This is a genomic window from Blastomonas sp., assembly GCF_030373265.1.
Classification (GTDB): domain Bacteria; phylum Pseudomonadota; class Alphaproteobacteria; order Sphingomonadales; family Sphingomonadaceae; genus Blastomonas.
Genome location: NZ_JAUCZC010000011.1, coordinates 81715 through 104159 on the forward strand (window position 1 = coordinate 81715; position 22445 = coordinate 104159).

The window sequence follows — 22445 nt, forward strand, 5'->3', positions numbered from 1 at the left end:
GCGCAGATTTGCATCAGCGTGATGCAAGCGTGTCACGCATCGTGACGGACCGCGACCAGACCGAGCTGCGCCAGCTCTGCCAACCGTTCTGCCACCACCGCCACAGGCGCCTCGCCCGGGTCGTCTCCGACGATATCGAAGCGCTCCGCGACCGCCACCAGAACCTCCGCCGCAGACGCTGCTTTGCCAGGCCCCAGCCGCGCCAGCGCATCCAGCAAATCCGGGACCGGCTCGGCCAGCAGATGGGTGATACCCGAGGGCACATGGTAGATCGCTTCGAGCCCGCCGAGTGGCACGCGCTTCAGCGCGGTTTCGGGCAAGGCAGCAAAGCGCAGGACGGACATCGCCGAGGCCACCGCTCAGCGGCGCGGCATCTGCAGCGAGGCGTAGCAGGTAAATCCGCTCTGGCCGTTCTGCAGCTTGCGGATGTAATTGAGATAGGCCCGCGACTGTTCGCGCGAGGTCCCCGGCAGGCTGCGGCCCTGCAGCGCCTGGCGCACCTCTTCACCCGTGAAGTCGCGCGGGGAGGGAGGAAAAGCACCCGGTGTATCGGGAGAGACGAGCTTGCCCGACGCATCGATGAACATCCCCTTGCCGCGCTCGGGCACGGGGATGGTGCAGTTGAGCACCGAGCCTGCCGTCTGTGCAAGCGCCGGACGAATGCTCACCACCGCGGACGTTGCGACGGCGCCGATCAGCAGGGTACGCCGCGAAGCCGTGCCGCGCGCCAGCGGATCGCGCGAATCATTCTTGCCGGTGTCACCCCTGTTGCCGTCGTCAGCGCTCATATTTGAAATTCCCCGGTGCCCGAGACGATCGGCGCACATGCCTCAGCAAACTTAAGGACCATCGACCCGCCAAGGCAAGGTATTTGATCGCCTGTCCTTCTGCGGGACACGCTGGCAGCCAGAGGTAAATCTCGCCAGGGCCCGGATGACCGATAGCGCGAATCCGCGCGGTTTGATATACGCGCAACCCATGGGAGACACTCCGGTATCGGGACTGAATGGCGGCCGCTTTCTGTTCGCGACAGCATTGCTGGGCGCGGGCGTGGCAATCAGCCAGTTTGGCAGCAACGGCGTAGAGCAGGCGATGATCTGCTTCGCCGCCGGGCTCGTTGCGATCGTCGCGATGGCCGATCTTTCCAGCCCGGCTAAGCACAACCCCCAGGCCGCAGCCCCGATCCGCGAGCCGGAAATCAAGCCGATCAGCCAGCATCGCGACTTTACCAGCTTCATCGATGGCCTGGCCGATCCGGTGCTGGTGCTGACCGGCACCAACGTCCGCCGAGCCAACAGCGCCGCGCGCAAGCTGCTGGGCGAATATTGCGTGGGCGAGGATGTCCGGCTGGTGATCCGCCATCCTGCCGCTGCCGATCTGCTCGTCGATACCAGCGCCGCGGCCGAAGGCCCGATCCAGCTGGTCGGCATCGGCAGTCGCGACCAGCGTTGGGAGATGCTGGTGCGCGACATGCCCGGCGGCGAACGAATCCTGCATCTGTGGGACCGCTCGGGCGTTTATGCCGTCGAGCGGATGCGCACCGATTTCGTTGCCAATGCCAGCCACGAGCTGCGCACCCCGCTGGCATCGATCAAGGGCTTTATCGAGACGCTCGAAGACAATGAGGCCGGCGCCGATCCGGAGACCCGTGCGCGCTTCCTCAACGTCATGTTCCGCGAAGCCAACCGGATGCAGAAGCTGATCGACGACCTCATCTCGCTGTCGCGCATCGAGGCGGAGAAGTTCCGCGTTCCCGACACCCCCGTCGATCTGCCCGAACTGATGCGCGAGGTGCAGACAGTGCTGCGCCACAGCCACCCCGAGCGCGGCGCGGACATCGTGCTCGATATCGGGCCCGATCTCCCCCCGTTGCGCGGCGACCGGACGCAGCTTTCGCAGCTGCTCCACAATCTGGTGTCGAACAGCATGAAATACGGTCAGGCGGGAACCCCGGTAACGATGCGGCTGCGCTCGTCGCGCAACGGCGCGCTGGTGCGGCTGTCGGTCAGCGATTGCGGCGAGGGCATTGCGCCGGAACATCTGCCGCGGCTGACCGAACGCTTCTATCGGGTCGATTCGAGCCGCAGCCGCGCGATCGGCGGCACAGGTCTTGGCCTGTCGATCGTCAAGCACATCGTCGAACGGCACCGCGGACGGCTCGAAATCGACAGCGAGGTTCAGCGCGGGACGACAATGACGATCACCCTGCCCGCCGACCCGCGCACCCCCCAGATCGACGGATCCGGGCCGAATCCCGATTTAACCGTGCCCGCCTGAACGCCGGCGCACCGGGGATCCGGGGGCGTTGTCATAAATCCGTCATCCCATTGTCATCTTTGGGCAACCCCCTCTCCCTATCGGCTCCGTGTCGGGGGCCGCCCTTCCACACGCGCGCCGAATGGCGTGATTCTGGAAGGGCCAAGCGTGTCCTGTATTCGGGACGGCCGGGGCTGCTGAGGCGGCTCCGGCTTTTTGAGAGGTTGGGGTTTTGATCAGGAAGCTCGCTTTTGCCTGCCTTCCAGCTTTGCTGCTGGCGGGGTGTCAGGACCCGGCGTCGACCAACCAGGGCAGCAGCCGGAGCGAAATTCGCATCGTCGGCTCGTCCACCGTGTTCCCCTTCGCCAAGAAGGTGGCCGAAGAGTTCGTCAACTTCGATCCGGAACGGCGCTCGCCGATCCTCGAGTCGACCGGAACCGGCGGCGGGGTCGAACTGTTCTGCTCGGGGGTCGGTGCCAACACGCCCGACATCGTCAACGCATCGCGCCGCATCAAGAAGAGCGAGTTCGAACGCTGCCTCGCCAATGGCGTGGATGACGTGATCGAGATCATCATCGGTTTCGACGGCATCGCCCTGGCCCAGTCGAAAAACGGCCCCAAGATCAGCCTGACGGTGGACGAGTTCTACACCGCTCTGGCCGCCCAGCCGTTCGGCAAGGGTCCCAACAGGGCGATCCGCTGGCCGGACATCAATCCGGCGCTTCCCGACACCCGAATCAACATCTTCGGCCCGCCTTCGACGTCGGGCACGCGCGATGCGCTCGAAGAGATTATCATGGAAAAGGGCTGCAAGTCCGATCCGGCGGTCGCGGCGCTGTCTGACAGCGACAAGGAACGGTTCGAGGAAGTGTGCCATTCGGTGCGCACCGACCAGGCCTATACCGATACCGGCGAGAACGATAACCTGATCGTCCAGAAGCTCTCGACCAACCCCGACGCCGTCGGCATTTTCAGCTACAGCTATCTTGCCGACAATGCCGATACCGTGCGCGGCGTGCCGATCAATGGAGTCGAGCCCACATATGCCACGATTGAAAGTGGCGAGTATCCCGGTGCCCGCACGCTCTACATTTACGTCAAGCAGAAGCATGTCGACGTCATCCCGGGTCTGCGCGAGTATCTCGCGGAGTTCATGCGCGGCGGCGAGCATGACGGCTATCTCACGCGGATCGGCTTGATCGCCGCACCGGACAAGATGCGCAGCGAGATGCTGGGACGGATCAAGACGCTGTCCACGCTCGACGGCGCGGCGCTGAAATAGGCCAGAGCCATGACCAGCACAGCCATATTGTTTCTGATCGCCGGGCTTGGCCTGATCACCTGGGTGTTCGCGCGCGCCCGCGCCGGACGGTTTATCCAGTCGGGTGCAGCCAGCGTCCATTCGCTGCCCAGCTATCACGGCTGGTACGCCGCGATGTGGGCGGTGGTGCCCGCCATCCTGTTCCTGCTGGTATGGAGCTCGGTCGCGCCGGCGCTGGGCAGCTTCGCGGTGCTGGAAAGCCCGCTGGCAGCCGACCTGCCCGCCGACCCGTTTGCGCGTGCGGCGATCCTGTCGGAGGCCCGAGAGCTGTCGCGCAATGCCGACCTCAAGGTCTTCAACGATGCTGCGGTCCAGCTTGCGCCGCTCTATGCCGATGCGGACCGCCGGTACATGCTGATCGGCGCACTGGCGGCGTTCCTGCTGTGCTTTGCCGGCGGCGCCTATGCCTTCACCCGCATCCGTCCCGATTTCCGCGCCCGCACCCAGGTCGAACGTACGGTGATGCTGGCGCTGCTGCTGGCCTCGCTGATCGCGATCCTCGCGACGCTGGGCATCGTCGCTTCGTTGATTTTCGAGACGATCCGCTTCTTCCAGCTCGTCTCGCCGTTCGAATTCCTGTTCGGGCTCAACTGGAACCCGTCCGACAAGGTGGTCGATGGCCAGGCAACCGGCTTTGGCGCGGTGCCGTTGTTCTGGGGCACCGTGTTCATCGGCGCGATCATCGCGATGATCGTCGCAATTCCGCTTGGGCTGATGAGCGCGGTCTATCTTACCCAATATGCCAGCGCCAATGTGCGCAAGTGGATGAAGCCGATCCTCGAGATTCTCGCGGGCGTGCCCACCGTGGTCTATGGCTATTTCGCCGCACTCACCGTGGCGCCGGCGCTGCGCAACTTTGCGGTGATGATCGGCATCAGCGATGCCTCGTCCGAATCGGCGCTGGCTGCAGGTCTTGTCATGGGCGTGATGATCATCCCGTTCGTGTCCTCGATGGCCGATGACAGCATCGCCGCGGTCCCCGGCAGCATGCGCGACGGTTCGCTGGCGATGGGGGCGACCAAGAGCGAGACGATCAAGCAGGTGCTGATCCCTGCAGCGCTCCCCGGCGTAGTCGGGGGCGTGCTGCTCGCGGTCAGCCGCGCGATCGGCGAGACCATGATCGTGGTGATGGCTGCTGGCCTTGCCGCCAACCTCACCGCCAACCCGTTCGCCAGCGTCACCACGGTGACCACCCAGATCGTCCAGCTACTCACCGGCGACACCGATTTCAACAGCCCGATGACGCTCGCCGCCTTCGCGCTCGGTCTCACGCTGTTCATCGTCACGCTGCTGCTCAACATCGTCGCGCTGCAGATCGTCAAAAGATATCGGGAAGCGTATGACTGAGACCGTCTCCATGCCCGCAAACCTGCCTGCCCCCGCCTCCGGCGCGCGCAAGACCGACTGGATGGGCCAGACGATGCAAAAGCGCATCGCCTCGCGCTATGCTGCCGAACGGCGCTTCAAGTTCATGGGGCTAGCAGCTGTCGTGCTGTCGTCGCTGTTCCTGGCGTTCCTGCTGTTCGTGATGGTCGGCAACGGCGCCAAGGGGTTCATCACCACCGAGGCGACGCTGACCGTCGACATGCCCGCAGCCACCGGCAGCATCTCTGCCGAGCAACTCACCGGCCCGCGCCTGTCGGCGACGATCGCGTCGATCGATGTGCGGCGGATCTACGACAACGCCGTGCAGGCGCAGTATGGCAAGGATGGCAGCCGCTTTTTCGCGTCGACCGCCTGGACCGCGCTGCGCGCCCAGTTGACCGAAAATCCCGACCTGATCCTGGGCAAGGCGAAATTCTGGCTGCCGACATCGAGCGACATCGATCGCGCCGCCAAGGATACGTCCACGCCCGAGGCCGAGGCCGACTATGCGCAGCTGCGCCAGGCGGGCGAAGTGCGCCAGACGCTGAACTGGAACTTCCTCACCGGCTCGGACGGCACAGATCCGGCGCAGGTCGGCATCTGGGGCTCGCTCAAGGGCTCGCTGATCACCATGGTGGTGACCTTGTTCCTGGCCTTTCCGGTCGGCGTGCTGGCGGCGGTCTATCTTGAGGAATACGCCGCCAAGAACCGCCTGACCGACCTGATCGAGGTGTCGATCAACAACCTGGCGGCGGTGCCCTCGATCATCTTCGGCCTGCTGGGCCTCGCGGTGTTCCTGCAGTTTTTCGCAATGCCGCGCTCGGCCGCGATCGTCGGCGGCCTGACGCTGGCGCTGATGACCATGCCGGTGATCGTGATCGCCTCGCGCAACGCGATCAAGGCGGTGCCGCCGTCGATCCGCGAAGCCGCGATGGGGGTGGGCGCCAGCCCGATCCAGGTCGTCTTCCACCATGTGCTGCCTTTGGCGATCCCCGGCATCATGACCGGTACCATCATCGGCATGGCGCGGGCGCTGGGCGAAACCGCGCCGCTGCTGATGATCGGCATGCGCGCCTTCACCACCACCCCGCCCGATGGCTTCACCGATCCCGCCACCGTGCTGCCAGTGCAGATCTTCCTGTGGTCGGATGAGGTCAATCGCGGCTTTGTCGAAAAGACATCCGCCGCGATCATCGTCCTGCTCGTCTTCCTGCTCACCATGAACGCGGTCGCGGTTTATCTGCGCAACCGGTTTGAAACGCGATGGTAACGAAATCCATGACCGAAACTGTTTCTGCCCCCAAGATGTCGGCTCACGACGTGAAGGTGTTCTACGGCGACAAGCAGGCGATCAAGGGCGTGTCGATCGACATCGACATGGACAATGTCGTCGCGTTCATCGGCCCCTCGGGCTGCGGCAAGTCGACCTTCCTGCGTACGCTGAACCGCATGAACGACACGATCCCCACCGCGCGTGTCGAGGGCGACATCACGCTGGATGGCGAGAACATCTATTCCAGCAAGATGGATGTGGTGCAGCTTCGCGCCCGTGTCGGGATGGTCTTCCAGAAGCCCAACCCCTTCCCCAAGTCGATCTATGACAATGTCGCCTACGGCCCGCGCATCCATGGCCTGGCCCCCAACAAGGCGGAGCTCGACCAGATCGTCGAGAACTCGCTGGTGCGCGCAGGCCTGTGGAACGAGGTCAAGGACCGGCTGAGCGAGAGCGGTACCGCGCTGTCGGGTGGCCAGCAGCAGCGGCTGTGCATCGCGCGCGCTATCGCGGTCGATCCCGAGGTGATCCTGATGGACGAGCCCTGCTCGGCGCTCGACCCGATCGCCACCGCCAAGATCGAGGAACTGATCCACGAACTGCGCGGCCGCTATGCGATCGTCATCGTCACCCACAACATGCAGCAGGCTGCGCGCGTCTCGCAGAAGACCGCTTTTTTCCATCTTGGGACCATGGTGGAATATGGCGACACCTCCGACATCTTCACCAATCCGCGCGAAGAGCGGACTCGTGACTACATTACCGGCCGATATGGCTGATCGCGCACATAGTTCAGCGACAACGACCGCCTTTCCGGGTTATCCTGATCCCGACAAGGCCGTCGCCGACATGATTTGGAAACCATGATGAATCACAGCCAGAACGAACACACGCTCAAAGCCTTTGATGGCGACCTGATCACCCTGCGCGGGCTGATCGCCGAAATCGGCGGCCGCGCCGAAAAGGCGGTCGAGGGCGCGATGACCGCGCTCGCCACCAACGATCTCGATCTGGCGCGCCAGGTGGTCGAGGGCGACAAGCGCATCGACGCGCTCGAAGAGCAGATCGACCGCATGGTCATCCAGACCATCGCGCTGCGTGCGCCGATGGCCGATGACCTGCGCGAGCTGGTCGCTGCGCTCAAGATTTCAGGCGTCGTCGAGCGGATCGGCGATTATGCCAAGAATATCGCCAAGCGCGTCGCGCTGATCGATGCAGACCAGCATATCGAGGCCGCACGGCTGCTGCCCGCGATGGCCGATGCCACCCGCCAGCTCGTCGATGATGCCTTCACTGCCTTTGCCCGGCGCGACGCGGACCTCGCGGTCGCGGTCTGCGCGCAGGACAAGACGGTCGACGATTTCTACAACAGCATCTTCCGCGCGCTGATCGCGCACATGATCGAAAACCCCGAGCATGTCGGCGCGGGCACGCATCTGCTGTTCATTGCCAAGAACCTGGAGCGGATCGGCGATCATGCCACCAACGTCTCGGAAATGGTCTATTTCGCAGTGACCGGCCAATCGATGAACGAACGCGAGCGCGGCGACGACGCGCTGGCACCCGATACCGACCGGTCGGGAGCTTCCTGACCGGCCTTTTCGCACAAGAAAGCACGAAGACGATGACAACACCCCATCTGCTGCTGGTTGAAGACGACATGGCACTGGCAGAGCTTGTCTCCTGGCACTTCGACAAACAGGGCTTTCGTGTCAGCCAGACCGCCGATGGCGAAGAAGCGATGCTGATCGCGCGCGAGGAGCGGCCCGATATCGTGCTGCTCGACTGGATGATCGAAAATCTTTCAGGGATAGAGGTCTGCCGCCGCCTGCGCCGCGACAACGACACATCGAACATCCCGATCATCATGATGTCGGCGCGCGGCGAAGAGGAAGACCGGGTGCGCGGGCTCGACATCGGCGCGGACGATTATGTCACCAAGCCGTTCTCCCCGCGCGAACTGATCGCCCGCGTCAACGCGGTGCTGCGCCGCGTGCGTCCGGCCTTGGCGGGCGAGGCCCTGAGCTTTGCCGATATCGAGATGGACACCGTGGGCTACAAGGTGAAGCGCTCGGGACAGACCATCCCGCTGGGCCCTACCGAATTTCGCCTGCTGCGCCATTTCCTCGAGCATCCCGGTTGGGTGTTCTCGCGCGAGCGGCTGCTCGACAGCGTCTGGGGCCACGACAGCGATATCGAGATTCGCACCGTCGACGTCCATATCCGGCGGCTGCGCAAGGCGCTGAACGCGCATGGCCAGCCCGATATCATCCGCACGGTGCGGTCTGCCGGCTACGCGCTGGACAGCGAACTGGCCTGATCGCCGTAACGTCAGCGCGGCTTTACGCGAACGTCAATCGGGGCGGGGGGCGCTTGGTGCTTGCCAAGCGGCGCAACATGGCTAAAACCCGCGCCATTCCGCGCGCATTTGCCGCGCCCCGTGTAAAACCATGCCCGAAAGGATGCATCTCATGACCATCAGTTTCAAAGACCGCGTTGCCATCGTTACCGGTGCAGGCGGCGGCCTCGGTCGCGCTTATGCGCTCGATCTTGCCGCACGCGGCGCCAAGGTTGTCGTCAACGATCTCGGCGGATCGCGCGACGGCACCGGCACCTCCGATGCTGCCGCGCAGGTGGTCGATGAGATCAAGGCGGCTGGCGGCGAGGCCATGGCCAATGGCGGTTCGGTCACCGAATACGAGCAGATGGTCGAGATGGTCGCCAAGACCAAGGAAGCCTGGGGCGGTGTCCACGTTCTGATCAACAACGCCGGCATCCTGCGCGACAAGAGCTTCGCCAAGATGGAGCCCGCCGATTTCGATCTGGTGGTCAAGGTCCACCTGCTCGGCTCGGCCAACTGCACCAAGGCGGTGTGGGAAACGATGCGCGAGCAGAATTATGGCCGCATCCTGATGACCGCCTCGTCAACCGGCCTGTACGGCAACTTCGGCCAGGCCAATTATGGCGCGGCCAAGCTCGGCCTCGCCGGCCTCACCAAGACGCTGTATCTGGAAGGCGCGAAGAACAACATCAAGGTCAACACGCTGGCGCCGGTTGCCGGCACGCGCATGACCGAAGACATCTTCCCGCCTGAAGCGTTCGCAGCCTTCAAGCCCGAGAACGTCGTGCCTGCCGCGGTCTATCTGGTGTCCGAAGATGCGCCGACCAACATGATCATCGGTGCAGGCGCTGGCGCATTCCACGCGGCCTATGTCACGATGACACAGGGTGCAGCTTTGCCCGAGGGCGAGCGTACCGCAGAAGGCGTCGCGCGGATCTTCGACAAGATCACCGACCGCACCGGCGAGACCGTGCCGCAGTCGGGCAGCGAACAGGCGATGACGATCATGCGCCTGCTGCAGGGCTGATCAAAGAGTCCTGGTTTCGTCACCCCCGCGCACGCGGGCGTCCCGCTCTGCTGCGACTTCGCGGCGCTGAAGCGGGATTCCCGCTTACGCGGGAATGACGAGACCAAGGTTCGGGTGTCTAATCCAAAAGGGGTGTGGCAAGGTTCGCCGCACCCCTTTTTGGTTTGCTCAATCCCGCCAGTCGGCGCGCGCGATGCCCAATGCGTGGAGCAGCACCGTCCAGTCGCCATGCGCGATGTGGGCATCTGCGGCCGCGATCGCGGCGGGCTTGGCGTGATAAGCGATTCCCGTTCCGGCGGCTTTCAGCATCGGAATATCGTTGGCACCATCGCCCAATGCGATCACCTGCCCCGCATCGAGCGCCTGCCTGTCGATCTGCTCCATCAGGATCTCCGCCTTGCGCGCGGCATCGACGATGGTGCCTTCGAGGTCTCCGGTCATATGGCCATTCTCGATCACCAGCCGGTTGGCGAACACCGCATCGAAGCCGAGTTCTGCGCCGATGACATCGGCGAACGAATGAAACCCGCCCGAGACCAGCACGCAATCCGCGCCGCGCTGCGAGAGCGTGCGCACGAGGGTGCGCGCACCGGGCATCGGCTGGATGCGATGGCCCAGGCAGTCCCCGATGACATGCTCGCTCAGTCCCTTGAGCAGGCCGACGCGTTCGCGCAAGGCTGCCTCGAAATCGAGCTCGCCCTGCATCGCGCGCTCGGTGATGGCCGCGACCTGCGGCTTGACCCCGGCGTAATCGGCCAGCTCGTCGATGCACTCATTGGCGATCATCGTGCTGTCCATGTCCGAGATCAGCAGCCTGGGCGCGCGCGCCGCTTCGTCGAGCACCAGCACATCGGCACAAGCACGCAACGGCGCCAGCGCGGCGTCGGCGGCCATGCGGTCACCGGCGAAGTGCACCTCACCGACCAGCCCCGGCTCGACCCAATGACTTTGGCCCACCACGAGCCCTGCCTGGTGCAATCTGTCGGCGGCAGCGTTTAGCTCTCCCGCTGGCAGGGGCTCTGCTGCTATCAGCACGGCTATGGGCACAATCACTTCTCCCGATAGGACCGGAAACACCCGCCCGGCGGTGGCGCTTATTGCCGGACCGACCGCCAGCGGCAAGAGCGGATTGGCGGTCGACTATGCCCGCTGGCTGGAAAGCCGCGGACAAAAGGCCGTCATCATCAACGCCGACAGCGCGCAGGTCTATGCCGATCTTGCCATCCTCTCGGCCCGACCGGACGAGCCGGAGATGGGCGGTATCCAGCACCGGCTGTTCGGCTATATCGATGGCGCCGAGGCGTGCTCCGCCGCGCGCTGGGCCGCCGATGCCCGTGCCGAGATCGCCGCCGCGCACGCAGCAGGCGCGCTGCCGATCCTGGTCGGCGGCACCGGGCTGTATATCCGCACGTTGCTCGACGGCATCGCCCCGATCCCGCCGATCGATCCCGCCATCCGCGAGGCGGTACGCGCGATGCCGGTGGCGCAGGCGCATTCTGCGCTGGCGATCGAAGATCCGGCAAGCGCAGCGCGGCTGGCGCCTGCCGACACCACCCGGGTTGCGCGCGCGCTCGAGATCATCCGCTCCACCGGCCAGCCGATCGCGCATTGGCAGGCGCACAAGCTGGGCGGCATCTCCGAGCAGATCACGCTGCATCCGCTGATTCTGCGCCCCCCGCGTGACTGGCTGCTCGAACGCTGCGACCGGCGATTCGCCACGATGCTGGAGCGCGGCGCGCTGGCCGAGGTGGAAACGCTGCTGACACGCCATCTCTCGCCCGATCTGCCGGTGATGCGCGCCATCGGCGTACCCGAGGTTGCCCGCCTTCTGCGTGGTGAAATCGATGCCGGGCAATGCCTGGCCGACGGACAACTCGCCACCCGACAATATGCAAAACGCCAATACACCTGGTTCCGCAACCAGCCACCGCCGGACTGGCGTGTCGTCGAGGAACCACTTTCAGATAGTTTTATCGCGAATTTTGATATTTTATTCTAATCTTAGCTGTTGACACGGCATATTGTGTCTCATAGACCGGCTTGGTCAAGACGTTGCTGCCAGCGTCTGCCGACACGTCACGGCAAAATTCTCGACCCGGCGCGGCCTGCCTGCGCCGGGTTGATTTTCGCCGGAAGCGTGCTGGCACCAGGTCCGGCAGCTAATGGTTTTGCAACGTCGGCCCGCTTTGTCTAAGCGGGCCACGGTTTTCCTTAAGGATGGGCTGATTGTCATGGCCGAATTGAGCGGCGCGCAGATACTGGTTGAAACGCTGGTCGAGCAGGGTGTCGAGGTGATCTTCGGCTATCCCGGCGGCGCAGTGCTGCCGATCTATGACGCGATTTTCGGCCACCCCACGCTGCGCCATATCCTGGTGCGGCATGAACAGGCCGCAGCGCACGCAGCCGAAGGCTATGCCCGCGCCACCGGCAAGCCCGGCGTTGTGCTCGTCACCTCGGGCCCTGGCGCCACCAATGCGGTTACCGGCATCACCGATGCGCTGATGGATTCGATCCCGATGGTCGTCATCACCGGCCAGGTCGCGACCAACCTCATCGGCTCCGATGCATTCCAGGAGGCCGACACCGTCGGCATCACCCGTCACTGCACCAAGCACAATTATCTGGTGAAGGACCCGGCGAAGCTGGCATCCACCGTGCGCGAGGCGTTCCATATTGCCACCAAGGGCCGCCCTGGCCCGGTTCTGATCGACATCCCCAAGGACGTGCAGGTCGCCAGTGCGCCGCATGACCGGGACACCCCTGCCCGTCCAAACCAGCGTTACGCGCCGGTCACCGCAGGCATGCCGGACGATATCGCCGAAGCGGCACGGATGATCAGCGCGGCCACCAGCCCGGTGATCTATTCGGGCGGCGGCGTGATCAATGCCGGGCCGGAAGCGAGCGACCTGCTGCGCCAGTTGCAGGCGATGACCGGCGCGCCCGTCACCTCGACCTTGATGGGTCTGGGCGCCTTCCCGTCCGAGCATTCCGACTGGCTGGGTATGCTGGGCATGCACGGCACCTATGAAGCCAATATGGTGATGAACCGGGCCGACCTGATCATCTGCGTCGGCGCGCGCTTCGACGACCGCGTCACCGGACGGCTCGATGCGTTTTCGCCCGAATCGAAGAAGATCCACATCGATATCGACCGCTCGTCGATCAACAAGACGGTGCGGGTGGACCTCGGCATCATCGGCGATTGCGCCACCGTGCTCCAGCAGATCATCGACGCGCTCGATGCCATCGGCCACGAAAAGCGCGACCTGTCCGAATGGCAGGCGCGGATCAAGGGCTGGCGCACGCGTGAATGCCTGGCCTATCCGCCGAGCAGCAGCGAAATCATGCCGCAGCTCGCGATCGAGCGGCTGTATGCGCTGACCAAGGACGTGAGCCCGATCATCTCGACCGAGGTCGGCCAGCACCAGATGTGGGCGGCGCAGTATTTTCGCTTCGAACAGCCCAACAAGTGGCTGACCTCCGGGGGGCTTGGCACGATGGGCTATGGCCTGCCCGCCGCGATCGGTGCGCAGCTCGGCAACCCCGATACCTTGTGCATCGACATCGCCGGCGAAGCGTCGATCCAGATGAACATCCAGGAGCTGGGCACCGCGACGCAATACCGCCTGCCGGTCAAGATCTTCATCCTCAACAACGAATATATGGGCATGGTGCGCCAGTGGCAGCAGCTGACATATGAGAGCCGCTATTCGGAAAGCTATTCCGATGCGCTGCCCGATTTCGTGGCATTGGCAGAGGCGTATGGCTGGAAGGGCATCCGCATTTCCGACCAGGCCGAGCTCGACGCCGGCATCCAGGCGATGATCGATCATCCTGGCCCCGTGCTGGTCGATTGCCGCGTGGCCAAGCTTGCCAACTGCCTGCCGATGATCCCCTCGGGCGCGGCGCACACCGACATGATCCTGTATGGCGACGAGGTTGCCGGGACCATGGAAGACGAAGCCAAGGCGCTGGTGTGATGCGGGTTTGTGCGCTCCGTGACGTCCCATCGGCGAAAGCCGATTTGCCCATCCTGCTAGCGTGGCATTCTGCCGCGGGCAGCATCGGCTTTCACCCTTTCTGAAAGATCGCCCCATGCACATCCAGCAACAGGCATCCGAGCGGCACGTCCTGACCGTGACCGTCGACAACGAGGCGGGCATCCTGGCGAAGATCGCCGGCATGTTCACCGCGCGCGGCTATAACATCGAAAGCCTTACCGTCGCCGATATCAGCGAGGACCATGCGGTCAGCCGGATCACCATCGTCACCGTCAGCCCGCCTGCGGTGATCGACCAGATCATCGCCCAGCTCGACCGGCTGGTTGCGGTGCACCGCGTCGCCGACCTCACCGAGCTTGGTCCGCATGTCGAGCGCGAGCTGGCGTTGATCAAGGTCGCCGGCGCCGGCGAACACCGGATCGAGGCGCTGCGGCTGGCCGACATCTTCCGCGCGCGGCCGGTCGACACCAGCACCTCGAGCTTCGTGTTCGAGATTTCGGGCTCGTCGGAAAAGATCAACCAGTTCATCGCGCTGATGCGCGAGGTCGGGCTGGTCGAGGTCGCCCGCACCGGGGTCGTCGCGATGACCCGGGGGGCTGCGGCGGGGTAATTCAGTTTCTACCGGTTTCCCGCGAAGGCGGGAATCCATCTCCTAAGCTGACCGATCTCGCGCAGCGTTGGAGATGGGCCCCTGCCTTCGCAGGGGAACAAGACATTTCAATGATGGGGAAAGAACATGCGCGTTTATTATGATTCCGATTGCGACCTCAAGCTGATCGCAGACAAGAAGATCGTCATCGTCGGCTATGGCAGCCAAGGCCATGCCCATGCGCAGAACCTGCGCGACAGCGGCGTCAAGGATGTGGCGATCGCGCTGCGCTCGGGCTCGGCCACCGCCAAGAAGGCCGAAGATGCGGGCTTCAAGGTGATGAACAACGCCGATGCTGCCGCCTGGGCCGATATCGTGATGATCCTGGCGCCCGATGAGCATCAGGCCGCAATCTATGCCGATGACTATCACGCCAACATGAAGCCCGGCGCGGCGCTGGCGTTCGCGCACGGCCTCAACATCCATTTCGGCCTGATCGAGGCACGCGAAGACCTCGACGTGATCATGATCGCGCCCAAGGGCCCCGGCCACACCGTGCGCAGCGAATATGTCCGCGGCGGCGGCGTGCCCTGCCTGATCGCGGTCGAACGCGACGCTTCGGGCAACGCGCATGACGTGGCTTTGGCCTATGCCTCGGGCGTCGGCGGCGGCCGCAGCGGGATTATCGAGACCAACTTCCGCGAAGAGTGCGAGACCGATCTGTTCGGCGAACAGGCGGTGCTGTGCGGCGGCCTGACCCACCTGATTCAGGCAGGTTTCGAAACGCTGACCGAAGCGGGCTATGCGCCCGAAATGGCGTATTTCGAGTGCCTGCACGAGGTGAAGCTGATCGTCGACCTGATGTACGAAGGCGGCATCGCCAACATGCGCTATTCGATCAGCAACACCGCCGAATATGGCGACATCACCACCGGCCCGCGCATCATCACCTCGGAAACCAAGGCCGAGATGAAGCGCGTGCTCGAGGACATCCAGCAGGGCCGCTTCGTCAAGAACTTCGTGCTCGACAACCGCGCCGGCCAGCCCGAACTCAAGGCCGCGCGCAAGCTGGCTGCCGCACACCCGATCGAAAAGACCGGCGCGCAGCTGCGGGCGATGATGCCCTGGATCGGCGCCAACAAACTGGTCGATAAAGACAAGAACTGATCCGTCCTTGGCAACGCCGCCATTTGAAACCCATGCCGCGCAGCTCGGATCCCTGAAAAGGGATTCGCGGCTGCGTGCGCTTGCGTCGCGTACGGGCAAGGACTTCGCCTCGAACGACTATCTCGGCCTGGCAGGCTCGACGCTGCTGCACGATGCCCTGCGTGAGGGCATGGCGCTGGGGCTGCCTGCAGGCTCGGGCGGATCGCGGCTGCTGCGTGGCAACCACGCAGCGCACGAGGCGCTGGAGGCCGATGCGGCGGCGCATTTCGGGTCCGAGGCGGCTTTGTTCTTCGCTGCCGGCTTTGCCGCTAACGCGGCGCTATTCGCCACGCTGCCGCAGCGCGGCGATCTGGTGGTGCACGATGCGCTGATCCACGCATCTGCGCATGACGGGATGCGGCTGGGCCGCGCCGAGACCTGCGCAGCTGCGCACAACGACGCGCAGGGGTTCGACGACGCAATAATTGCCTGGCGCGCCCAAGGCGGCACTGGCCGCGCCTGGATCGCTGTCGAAAGCCTTTACAGCATGGATGGCGATTGCGCGCCGCTCGCCGAACTGGCGCAGGTGGCTGCGCGGCACGATGCGGTGCTGGTGATCGACGAGGCGCACGCGACCGGCGTCCATGGTCCGCGCGGCGCGGGTCTGGCGCATAACCTCGCCGGGATGCCCAATGTCATCACGCTGCACACCTGCGGCAAGGCTTTGGGGTGCGAAGGCGCGTTGATCTGCGGTCCCCGCGTGGCCATCGATTTCCTCATCAATCGCGCGCGCCCGTTCGTGTTCTCGACCGCGCCATCGCCCTTGATCGCGCATATGGTCCGCCGCGCCATCGCGCTGGTCGCTGGCCATGATGACTGGCGTGACGAGCTGTTCGCGCGCATCGCAGAGGCGCGCCGCGCGCTCGCTCCCCGGTTGGGCGTCGATAGCGGCACCACGCAGATCCTGCCCGTCATCATCGGTGACGATGCCCGCACCATGCGCATCGCCGCCAGCCTGCAGCGCCAGGGCTTCGACATTCGCGGCATCCGCCCGCCGACCGTGCCGCAGGGCACCGCGCGCCTGCGCATTTCCATTACCCGTAACGTCTCGATGGGTGATATTGGCGCGCTCACCGAATCACTCGACAGGATCATGATCCCCGCATGAAACCCCGATTTGTTGTGACAGGCACCGACACCGATATCGGCAAGTCGGTGTTCAGCGCTGCTTTGGTCCAGGCCCTGGCCGCGAAATACTGGAAGCCCGTGCAATCCGGCCTTGAGGGCGAGACCGACACCGGTTTCGTCGAGCGCATGGTGCCCGGGTCCACCCTCCCTGAAGCATGGCGGCTGGTCACCCCCGCCTCGCCGCATCTCGCCGCCGAGATCGACGGGGTGGAGATCGACCCAGATGCCCTCACCCCGCCCGCTGTCGATGCGCCGCTGATCATCGAAGGCGCCGGCGGCGCGCTGGTGCCGGTCACGAGGGCGGTGCTCTACGCCGATGTCTTCGCGCGTTGGCAGATCCCGGTGATCGTCTGCGCGCGCACCGCCCTGGGCACGATCAACCACAGCTTGATGACGATCGAAGCGCTGCGCTCGCGCGGCGTGCCGATCCATGGCGTCGCGTTCATCGGCGATGCCGTGCCCGACAGCGAGGCGACCATCGCGGCCATCGGCAAAGTCCGCCGCCTGGGCCGTCTGGCGCGGCTGGCGGAACTCACGCCGCAGACGTTGGCCACAGGGTTTGACGAAGGTTTCAGCCTGAGCGATTTCACATGACGCCCTCCCCCGTCTGGCACCCGTTCACCCAGCACGGGCTGGGCGAAGATATCCCGCTGATCGCGCGCGGCCAAGGCGCGGTGCTCCACGGCGCCGATGGCCGCCAATGGATCGACGCGATCTCGAGCTGGTGGGTGACCACGCACGGCCATGCCCACCCGCGGATCATGGCCGCGATCCGCGAACAGAGCGAAAAACTCGACCAGATCATCTTTGCCGGCTGGACGCATGAACCCGCCGAAACGCTGGCGCGCGGGCTGATCGCCATCACCCCCGAGCCGCTGACTCGCGTGTTCTTCAGCGATTCAGGATCGACCGCGGTCGAGGTCGCGCTCAAGATGGCGCTGGGCTACTGGCACAACCGCAAGGCTGACCGACAGAAGATCATCGTGATGGAGCACAGCTATCACGGTGACACCATCGGCGCGATGTCGGTCGGCGCGCGCGGGGTGTTCAACAAGCCGTATGCGCCGTTGCTGTTCGATGTGACCAGCATCCCCTTCCCCGCCACAGGCGCCGAGCAGGCAACGCTCGACGCGCTCGAGGTTGCCTGCCGCGACCAGGCCGCGGCGTTCATCGTCGAGCCCTTGGTGCTGGGTGCGGGCGGGATGCTGATGTACTCCGCCAAAGTACTCGCCGAGATGGCGGCGATCTGCGCACGCCATGGTGTCTTGTTCATCGCCGACGAGGTGATGACCGGCTGGGGCCGCACCGGCACGATGCTGGCGTGCGAGCAGGCAGGCGTGATCCCCGATATCCTGTGCCTATCCAAGGGCTTGACCGGCGGATCGGTGCCGCTCGCAGTGACGCTGGCGCGCGAGGAAATTTTCATGGCGCACTGGTCCGAGGACCGCGCCGACTGCTTCTTCCATTCGAGCAGCTACACCGCCAACCCCATCGCCTGCGCTGCCGCCAAAGCCAATCTGCAGATCTGGGCGGACGAGCCGGTGCAGCATCGCATCGACACGCTGGCAGCGTTGCAATCGGCCGAACTGCAGGCGATCGCGCGCCACCCGCTGGTCGCCTCCACCCGCCAGTGCGGCACCATCGCCGCGTTCGATCTTGTCGCAGAGGCAGGAGGCTATTTGTCGAACTGGGCGGTGCATCTGGCAGGCTTCGGCAAGGCCAACGGAGTGCTGATCCGCCCGCTCGGCAACACGGTCTATGTCATGCCGCCGTATTGCACGACGCCCGAGCAGTTGAGGGCCGTCTATGCCGTGGTGCGAGAAGGAATGGAGATCGCAGGGCGCTGACGTCGCGTTTGCACGGATCAAAGATTGACTTGAGACGTTCCCGCACTCAGTTTCAAGCCTTCCTGTCCCCGCCTCAAGGAGTTCGTCATGCGCAAGTCTCTCGCTATCCTAGCCCTCATCGCCGCCACCCCGCTGATCGCCCAGGGCGCCCAGGTCCCCGGCCAGCAGGACGCCAGCCGCGTCACCGCCGGCACCTATGCCACCGACCCCGGCCACACGCTGATCGGCTGGCGCGTCAGCCATTTCGGCTTCAACGACTATTTCGGCATTTTCGGCGATGCGACCGGCACACTCGAGATCGACCCGGCCAACCCTTCGGCGGCCAAGGTAGACATCACGATTCCGGTGTCGAAGGTCACCACCGCCAGCAAGGGTCTGACCGACCATCTGCTGCGCGCCGGCAAGGATGGCGGCAAGCCCGACTTCTTCGGCCCCTCGCCCGCCGATGCGCGCTTCGTCTCGACCAGCGTCGCAGCCACCGGCAACACCGCCAAGATCACCGGCGATCTAACACTCAACGGCGTCACCAAGCCGGTGGTGCTCGACACCGAGTTCTCGGGCGCCGGCGCCAATCCGTTCAACAAGAAGGAAACCGTCGGTTTCCACGCCACCACCACGATCAAGCGCAGCGACTTCGGCGTTAATTACGCGCTGCCGATGGTGAGCGATGAAGTCGAACTCGACATCACCGTGGCCTTCGAAAAGAAGTAACCAGCATTGCCCTCCCCGGTGACACGCCGGGGAGGGAGCGTTGCGGGACCCTAACTGCCGACCATCGTCATTCCCGCGAACGCGGGAATCCCGCTTCTGGACTAAGGGCAACGCACAAGCGGGACCCGCGCGTTCGCGGGGGTGACGGACATGGTTGGGACAACGTCCATGACGCCTGGGCAGTGCTAGGAAACTGCGCGGGTGTCGCTGCAAGCCATTTTTTTGTTGCGCATTCCCGCCCGTTGACGCAATGACACTGTCATTATGACCGGCTCGGCCCTCCTTCTTGGACTGCGACTTACACGCCCTTAGGCGTGTACCGACCGTGCGCGCCGATGCGGCGCGCCACGCCTAAGGGCTTTTTCATCCGCCAGCGCACAGACAGCCGATCTTCGGTTGAAGTTGCCGCTTGCCACCCTTAACGCACCGATATCCAGACAGGGGCGCATACCAGCCATGCCGATGCTCACCGATCCTTCGCAAAAATACCGATCCTTTCCGCGCGTAGACCTGCCGAACCGGACATGGCCTGACGCAATCATCACCGCGCCGCCGCGCTGGCTGTCCACCGACATGCGTGACGGCAACCAGGCGCTGATCGATCCGATGGACGGGCCTAAGAAGCAGCGCTTCTTCGACCTTCTGGTCAAGATCGGCCTCAAGGAGATCGAAGTCGGCTTTCCATCGGCCGGCGAGACCGAGTTCAACTTCATCCGCGGGCTGGTTGATGGCAACAAGATCCCCGCCGACGTCACCGTCCAGGTGCTCACCCAGTCGCGGCGTGACCTGATCGAGAAGACCTTCGAGAGCCTCGCCGGCGTCCACCGTGCGATCGTGCATCTGTACAACGCCGTCTCGCCAGCCTGGCGCGAGGTCGTCTTCGGGCTCGACCGCGCCGGCGTCAAAGCGATCGCGGTCGAGGGGGCGAACATCCTCAAGGAACAGGCGGCGAAGTACCCGCAAACCGACTGGCATTTCGAGTATTCGCCAGAGACCTTCTCCACCGCCGAACTCGATTTCAGCCTCGAGGTCTGCGAGGCGGTGATGGAGGTGCTGCAGCCGACGCCCGAAAAGCCGCTCATCCTCAACCTGCCCGCGACGGTCGAGGCCTCGAGCCCGAACATCTATGCCGACCAGATCGAGTGGATGTGCCGCAACATCAGCAAGCGCGACTGCGTGGTGATCAGCCTGCATCCGCACAACGACCGCGGATCCGGCATTGCAGCGGCCGAACTCGGCCTGATGGCCGGCGCGGACCGGATCGAGGGCTGCCTGTTCGGCAATGGCGAGCGCACCGGCAATGTCGATCTCGTGGCTTTGGGCCTCAACATGTACACGCAAGGGATGCACCCGGGGCTCGACTTTTCGGACATGGACGAGATCGTCAAGACGGTCGAATATTGCAACCAGCTCAAGGTGCCCGAGCGGCACCCTTATGCGGGCGAACTGGTGTTCACCGCGTTTTCGGGCAGCCATCAGGACGCGATCAAGAAAGGCTTTGCCGCGCAGGAAAAGCGCAACGACCAGTACTGGCAGGTGCCCTATCTGCCGCTCGACCCCGCCGATATCGGGCGTTCCTATGAAGCGGTGATCCGCGTCAACTCGCAGTCGGGCAAGGGCGGCGTCGCCTGGGTGCTCGAGCAGGACCAGGGCCTGAAACTGCCCAAAAGGCTGCAGGCCGATTTCAGCAAGACGGTGCAGGCGCTGGCCGACGCCAGGAGCATGGAGCTGTCCTCCGGCGATATCTGGCAGGCGTTCCAGACCCGCTACCGGCTCGATGGCCAGGGCAAATACCAGTTGGTCGATTACGAGGAGCGCAAGGCGGGCAACGACCGGCTGTTCGTCGGGCGGATCCTCGCCGACGGCAAGGAAATCCCCGTCAGCGGCCGCGGCAACGGGCTGATCTCGGGCGTGGTCGATGCGCTGTCGGCGGCTTTGGGCATCGCCATCGACATCGCCGATTATCGCGAGCACGCAATCGGTGCAGGATCGAAGGCGCGCGCGGCGGCCTATGTCGAATGCGCGGTCGATGGCCGCTCGCCGTGCTTCGGGGTCGGCATCGACGAGGATGTCGCGACAGCCTCGATCAAAGCGGTGCTGAGCGCGCTCGAGGGGATCTAAATCCTCTCCCGGAACGGGGAGGTGGCAGCCCGTAGGGCTGACGGAGGGGAAGCCGGATTGCGCAATCTTGATGATATGCGCCTGGCCGCTTCCCCTCCACCACCCGCTGCGCGGGCGGTCCCCCTCCCCGTTCCGGGGAGGATTTAGAAAGACCCAAGCCGTTTTCTTTCAAAACTTAATCGCCTGATTAAGTTTGCCTCTGGACACCCCATGAAGCATGGCTAATGTCGCGGCCATGACCATGCCATCCCCGCTTTGCGACAAACTGCGCCTGCCCGTCATCGGGTCGCCGCTCTTCATCATTTCCGGCCCCGAGCTCGTTATTGCGCAATGCAAGGCGGGTGTGATCGGATCGTTCCCGGCCTTGAACGCGCGGCCGCAGGCGCAGCTTGATGAATGGCTGCACCAGATCACCGAGGAACTGGCCGAGTACAACCGCGCCAACCCCGACGCACCCGCCGCGCCCTATGCGGTCAACCAGATCGTCCACAAGTCGAACGACCGGCTTGAGGCCGACCTGATGACCTGCGCCAAATGGCAGGTGCCGATGGTGATCACCTCGCTGGGTGCGCGCGAAGACCTGAACAAGGCGGTGCACGACTGGGGCGGTATCACCATGCACGACGTGATCAGCGACCGCTTCGCACGCAAGGCCGTGGAGAAGGGCGCCGATGGCCTGATCCCCGTCGCAGCCGGCGCCGGCGGCCATGCCGGGGTCACCTCTCCCTTCGCGCTGATGCAGGAAATCCGCCAGTGGTTCACCGGCCCCGTCGCGTTGTCAGGCTCGATCGCCAGCGGCGCCGCGGTGCTCGCGGCGCAGGCGATGGGTGCGGACTTCGCGTATATCGGCTCGGCGTTTATCGCGACCGCAGAAGCGCGTGCCGACGAGGGCTACAAGAACGGCATCGTCGAGGGCAAGGCGGCGGACATCGTCTATTCGGACCTGTTCACCGGCGTGTCGGGCAACTATCTGCGCCAGTCGATCGTCAACGCCGGGCTCGATCCCGACAACCTGCCCAAGGGCGACTACAGCACGATGAACTTCGGCTCGGGCGGCAACACCGAAGCCAAGGCATGGCGCGACATCTGGGGCAGCGGCCAGGGCATCGGCGCGGTCGACAAGGTCGATAACGTCGCGGACATGGTGGCGAGGCTCACCCGCGAATACCACGCGGCCAAGGACTCGCTGCTGGCGCGCTCGAACTACTGAGCCAGCCTCCGGCAAGTCAGCCGCGGTTCAGCTGGATGTGCGTCTATTC

General features: G+C 64.5%; 21 protein-coding genes. 18 read left to right on the plus strand and 3 right to left on the minus strand.

Annotated elements, in window-relative coordinates:
* Positions 1-32: 32 nt before the first annotated feature.
* Positions 33-344, minus strand: coding sequence for an HPr-rel-A system PqqD family peptide chaperone (locus QUV11_RS08645; RefSeq protein ID WP_300881664.1), 312 nt, complete (start codon positions 342-344; stop codon positions 33-35).
* Between the two features lie 15 nt (positions 345-359).
* On the minus strand, positions 360-788 hold the full coding sequence (locus QUV11_RS08650; protein ID WP_300881666.1) for a hypothetical protein: 429 nt from the start codon (positions 786-788) through the stop codon (positions 360-362).
* A 190-nt stretch (positions 789-978) separates the two neighbouring features.
* On the opposite strand from QUV11_RS08650, the gene QUV11_RS08655 reads away from it, so the two are divergent.
* The 8 genes from QUV11_RS08655 (at position 979) to QUV11_RS08690 (ending at position 9583) form a co-directional block, all read left to right on the plus strand.
* Positions 979-2277: an ATP-binding protein gene (locus tag QUV11_RS08655; RefSeq protein WP_300881668.1), complete on the plus strand. Its 1299-nt coding sequence runs from the start codon at positions 979-981 to the stop codon at positions 2275-2277.
* A gap of 211 nt (positions 2278-2488) precedes the next feature.
* Positions 2489-3538, plus strand: coding sequence for a substrate-binding domain-containing protein (locus QUV11_RS08660; RefSeq protein WP_300881670.1), 1050 nt, complete (start codon positions 2489-2491; stop codon positions 3536-3538).
* 9 nt (positions 3539-3547) lie between these two features.
* Positions 3548-4924, plus strand: a complete 1377-nt coding sequence (pstC, locus tag QUV11_RS08665; protein ID WP_300881672.1) for a phosphate ABC transporter permease subunit PstC — start codon at positions 3548-3550, stop codon at positions 4922-4924.
* Positions 4925-4985: 61 nt separating this feature from the next.
* Positions 4986-6212: a phosphate ABC transporter permease PstA gene (gene pstA / locus QUV11_RS08670; RefSeq protein WP_300881720.1), complete on the plus strand. Its 1227-nt coding sequence runs from the start codon at positions 4986-4988 to the stop codon at positions 6210-6212.
* Between the two features lie 8 nt (positions 6213-6220).
* A complete protein-coding gene (gene pstB, locus QUV11_RS08675; protein WP_300881674.1) occupies positions 6221-6994 on the plus strand; it encodes a phosphate ABC transporter ATP-binding protein PstB in 774 nt (257 codons plus the stop codon).
* A gap of 87 nt (positions 6995-7081) precedes the next feature.
* A complete protein-coding gene (gene phoU / locus QUV11_RS08680) occupies positions 7082-7807 on the plus strand; it encodes a phosphate signaling complex protein PhoU (protein WP_300881722.1) in 726 nt (241 codons plus the stop codon).
* A 32-nt stretch (positions 7808-7839) separates the two neighbouring features.
* Positions 7840-8535, plus strand: coding sequence for a phosphate regulon transcriptional regulator PhoB (gene phoB / locus QUV11_RS08685; RefSeq protein WP_289619012.1), 696 nt, complete (start codon positions 7840-7842; stop codon positions 8533-8535).
* Between the two features lie 151 nt (positions 8536-8686).
* A complete protein-coding gene (locus QUV11_RS08690) occupies positions 8687-9583 on the plus strand; it encodes an SDR family oxidoreductase (RefSeq protein ID WP_300881678.1) in 897 nt (298 codons plus the stop codon).
* 168 nt (positions 9584-9751) lie between these two features.
* On the opposite strand, the gene serB is transcribed toward QUV11_RS08690, so the two are convergent.
* Entirely contained in the window at positions 9752-10630 is an 879-nt protein-coding gene (serB, locus tag QUV11_RS08695) for a phosphoserine phosphatase SerB (protein WP_300881680.1), read from the minus strand.
* On the opposite strand from serB, the gene miaA reads away from it, so the two are divergent.
* The 10 genes from miaA (at position 10623) to QUV11_RS08745 (ending at position 22396) form a co-directional block, all read left to right on the plus strand.
* Positions 10623-11582, plus strand: coding sequence for a tRNA (adenosine(37)-N6)-dimethylallyltransferase MiaA (miaA, locus tag QUV11_RS08700; protein ID WP_300881682.1), 960 nt, complete (start codon positions 10623-10625; stop codon positions 11580-11582). The genes serB and miaA overlap by 8 nt on opposite strands.
* Before the next feature lie 232 nt (positions 11583-11814).
* Positions 11815-13563 (plus strand): biosynthetic-type acetolactate synthase large subunit, encoded by a 1749-nt coding sequence (ilvB, locus tag QUV11_RS08705; protein ID WP_300881684.1) that lies wholly within the window; start codon positions 11815-11817, stop codon positions 13561-13563.
* 115 nt (positions 13564-13678) lie between these two features.
* Positions 13679-14194: an acetolactate synthase small subunit gene (ilvN, locus tag QUV11_RS08710; protein WP_289619015.1), complete on the plus strand. Its 516-nt coding sequence runs from the start codon at positions 13679-13681 to the stop codon at positions 14192-14194.
* A 126-nt stretch (positions 14195-14320) separates the two neighbouring features.
* Positions 14321-15340 carry a ketol-acid reductoisomerase gene (gene ilvC / locus QUV11_RS08715; protein ID WP_300881687.1) on the plus strand — a complete coding sequence of 340 codons (1020 nt, stop codon included), beginning with the start codon at positions 14321-14323 and terminating at the stop codon, positions 15338-15340.
* 7 nt (positions 15341-15347) lie between these two features.
* On the plus strand, positions 15348-16487 hold the full coding sequence (locus QUV11_RS08720) for an 8-amino-7-oxononanoate synthase (protein WP_300881689.1): 1140 nt from the start codon (positions 15348-15350) through the stop codon (positions 16485-16487).
* The gene (gene bioD / locus QUV11_RS08725) at positions 16484-17101 is read left to right on the plus strand and encodes a dethiobiotin synthase (RefSeq protein ID WP_300881691.1); all 618 of its coding nucleotides are present in this window, start codon (positions 16484-16486) and stop codon (positions 17099-17101) included. Before QUV11_RS08720 ends, bioD begins: the two co-directional genes overlap by 4 nt.
* Complete coding sequence (locus QUV11_RS08730) at positions 17098-18354, plus strand: adenosylmethionine--8-amino-7-oxononanoate transaminase (protein WP_300881693.1); 1257 nt, start codon at positions 17098-17100, stop codon at positions 18352-18354. Before bioD ends, QUV11_RS08730 begins: the two co-directional genes overlap by 4 nt.
* A gap of 87 nt (positions 18355-18441) precedes the next feature.
* The gene (locus QUV11_RS08735; protein ID WP_300881695.1) at positions 18442-19065 is read left to right on the plus strand and encodes a YceI family protein; all 624 of its coding nucleotides are present in this window, start codon (positions 18442-18444) and stop codon (positions 19063-19065) included.
* Between the two features lie 456 nt (positions 19066-19521).
* A complete protein-coding gene (leuA, locus tag QUV11_RS08740) occupies positions 19522-21186 on the plus strand; it encodes a 2-isopropylmalate synthase (RefSeq protein WP_300881697.1) in 1665 nt (554 codons plus the stop codon).
* Positions 21187-21421: 235 nt separating this feature from the next.
* Entirely contained in the window at positions 21422-22396 is a 975-nt protein-coding gene (locus QUV11_RS08745) for a nitronate monooxygenase family protein (RefSeq protein ID WP_300881699.1), read from the plus strand.
* The last annotated feature ends 49 nt before the right edge of the window (positions 22397-22445 follow it).

Excerpts from the sequence above, each read along its gene's own strand:
- miaA (WP_300881682.1), top strand. The coding sequence starts at position 10,623 with ATGGGCACAATCACTTCTCCCGATAGGACCGGAAACACCCGCCCGGCG.
- pstB (WP_300881674.1), top strand. The coding sequence starts at position 6,221 with ATGACCGAAACTGTTTCTGCCCCCAAGATGTCGGCTCACGACGTGAAG.
- QUV11_RS08690 (WP_300881678.1), top strand. The coding sequence starts at position 8,687 with ATGACCATCAGTTTCAAAGACCGCGTTGCCATCGTTACCGGTGCAGGC.
- ilvB (WP_300881684.1), top strand. The coding sequence starts at position 11,815 with ATGGCCGAATTGAGCGGCGCGCAGATACTGGTTGAAACGCTGGTCGAG.
- phoB (WP_289619012.1), top strand. The coding sequence starts at position 7,840 with ATGACAACACCCCATCTGCTGCTGGTTGAAGACGACATGGCACTGGCA.
- ilvN (WP_289619015.1), top strand. The coding sequence starts at position 13,679 with ATGCACATCCAGCAACAGGCATCCGAGCGGCACGTCCTGACCGTGACC.
- ilvC (WP_300881687.1), top strand. The coding sequence starts at position 14,321 with ATGCGCGTTTATTATGATTCCGATTGCGACCTCAAGCTGATCGCAGAC.
- QUV11_RS08745 (WP_300881699.1), top strand. The coding sequence starts at position 21,422 with ATGACCATGCCATCCCCGCTTTGCGACAAACTGCGCCTGCCCGTCATC.
- pstA (WP_300881720.1), top strand. The coding sequence starts at position 4,986 with ATGGGCCAGACGATGCAAAAGCGCATCGCCTCGCGCTATGCTGCCGAA.
- phoU (WP_300881722.1), top strand. The coding sequence starts at position 7,082 with ATGAATCACAGCCAGAACGAACACACGCTCAAAGCCTTTGATGGCGAC.
- QUV11_RS08730 (WP_300881693.1), top strand. The coding sequence starts at position 17,098 with ATGACGCCCTCCCCCGTCTGGCACCCGTTCACCCAGCACGGGCTGGGC.
- pstC (WP_300881672.1), top strand. The coding sequence starts at position 3,548 with ATGACCAGCACAGCCATATTGTTTCTGATCGCCGGGCTTGGCCTGATC.
- leuA (WP_300881697.1), top strand. The coding sequence starts at position 19,522 with ATGCCGATGCTCACCGATCCTTCGCAAAAATACCGATCCTTTCCGCGC.
- QUV11_RS08650 (WP_300881666.1), bottom strand. The coding sequence starts at position 788 with ATGAGCGCTGACGACGGCAACAGGGGTGACACCGGCAAGAATGATTCG.
- bioD (WP_300881691.1), top strand. The coding sequence starts at position 16,484 with ATGAAACCCCGATTTGTTGTGACAGGCACCGACACCGATATCGGCAAG.
- QUV11_RS08735 (WP_300881695.1), top strand. The coding sequence starts at position 18,442 with ATGCGCAAGTCTCTCGCTATCCTAGCCCTCATCGCCGCCACCCCGCTG.
- QUV11_RS08655 (WP_300881668.1), top strand. The coding sequence starts at position 979 with ATGGGAGACACTCCGGTATCGGGACTGAATGGCGGCCGCTTTCTGTTC.
- QUV11_RS08645 (WP_300881664.1), bottom strand. The coding sequence starts at position 344 with ATGTCCGTCCTGCGCTTTGCTGCCTTGCCCGAAACCGCGCTGAAGCGC.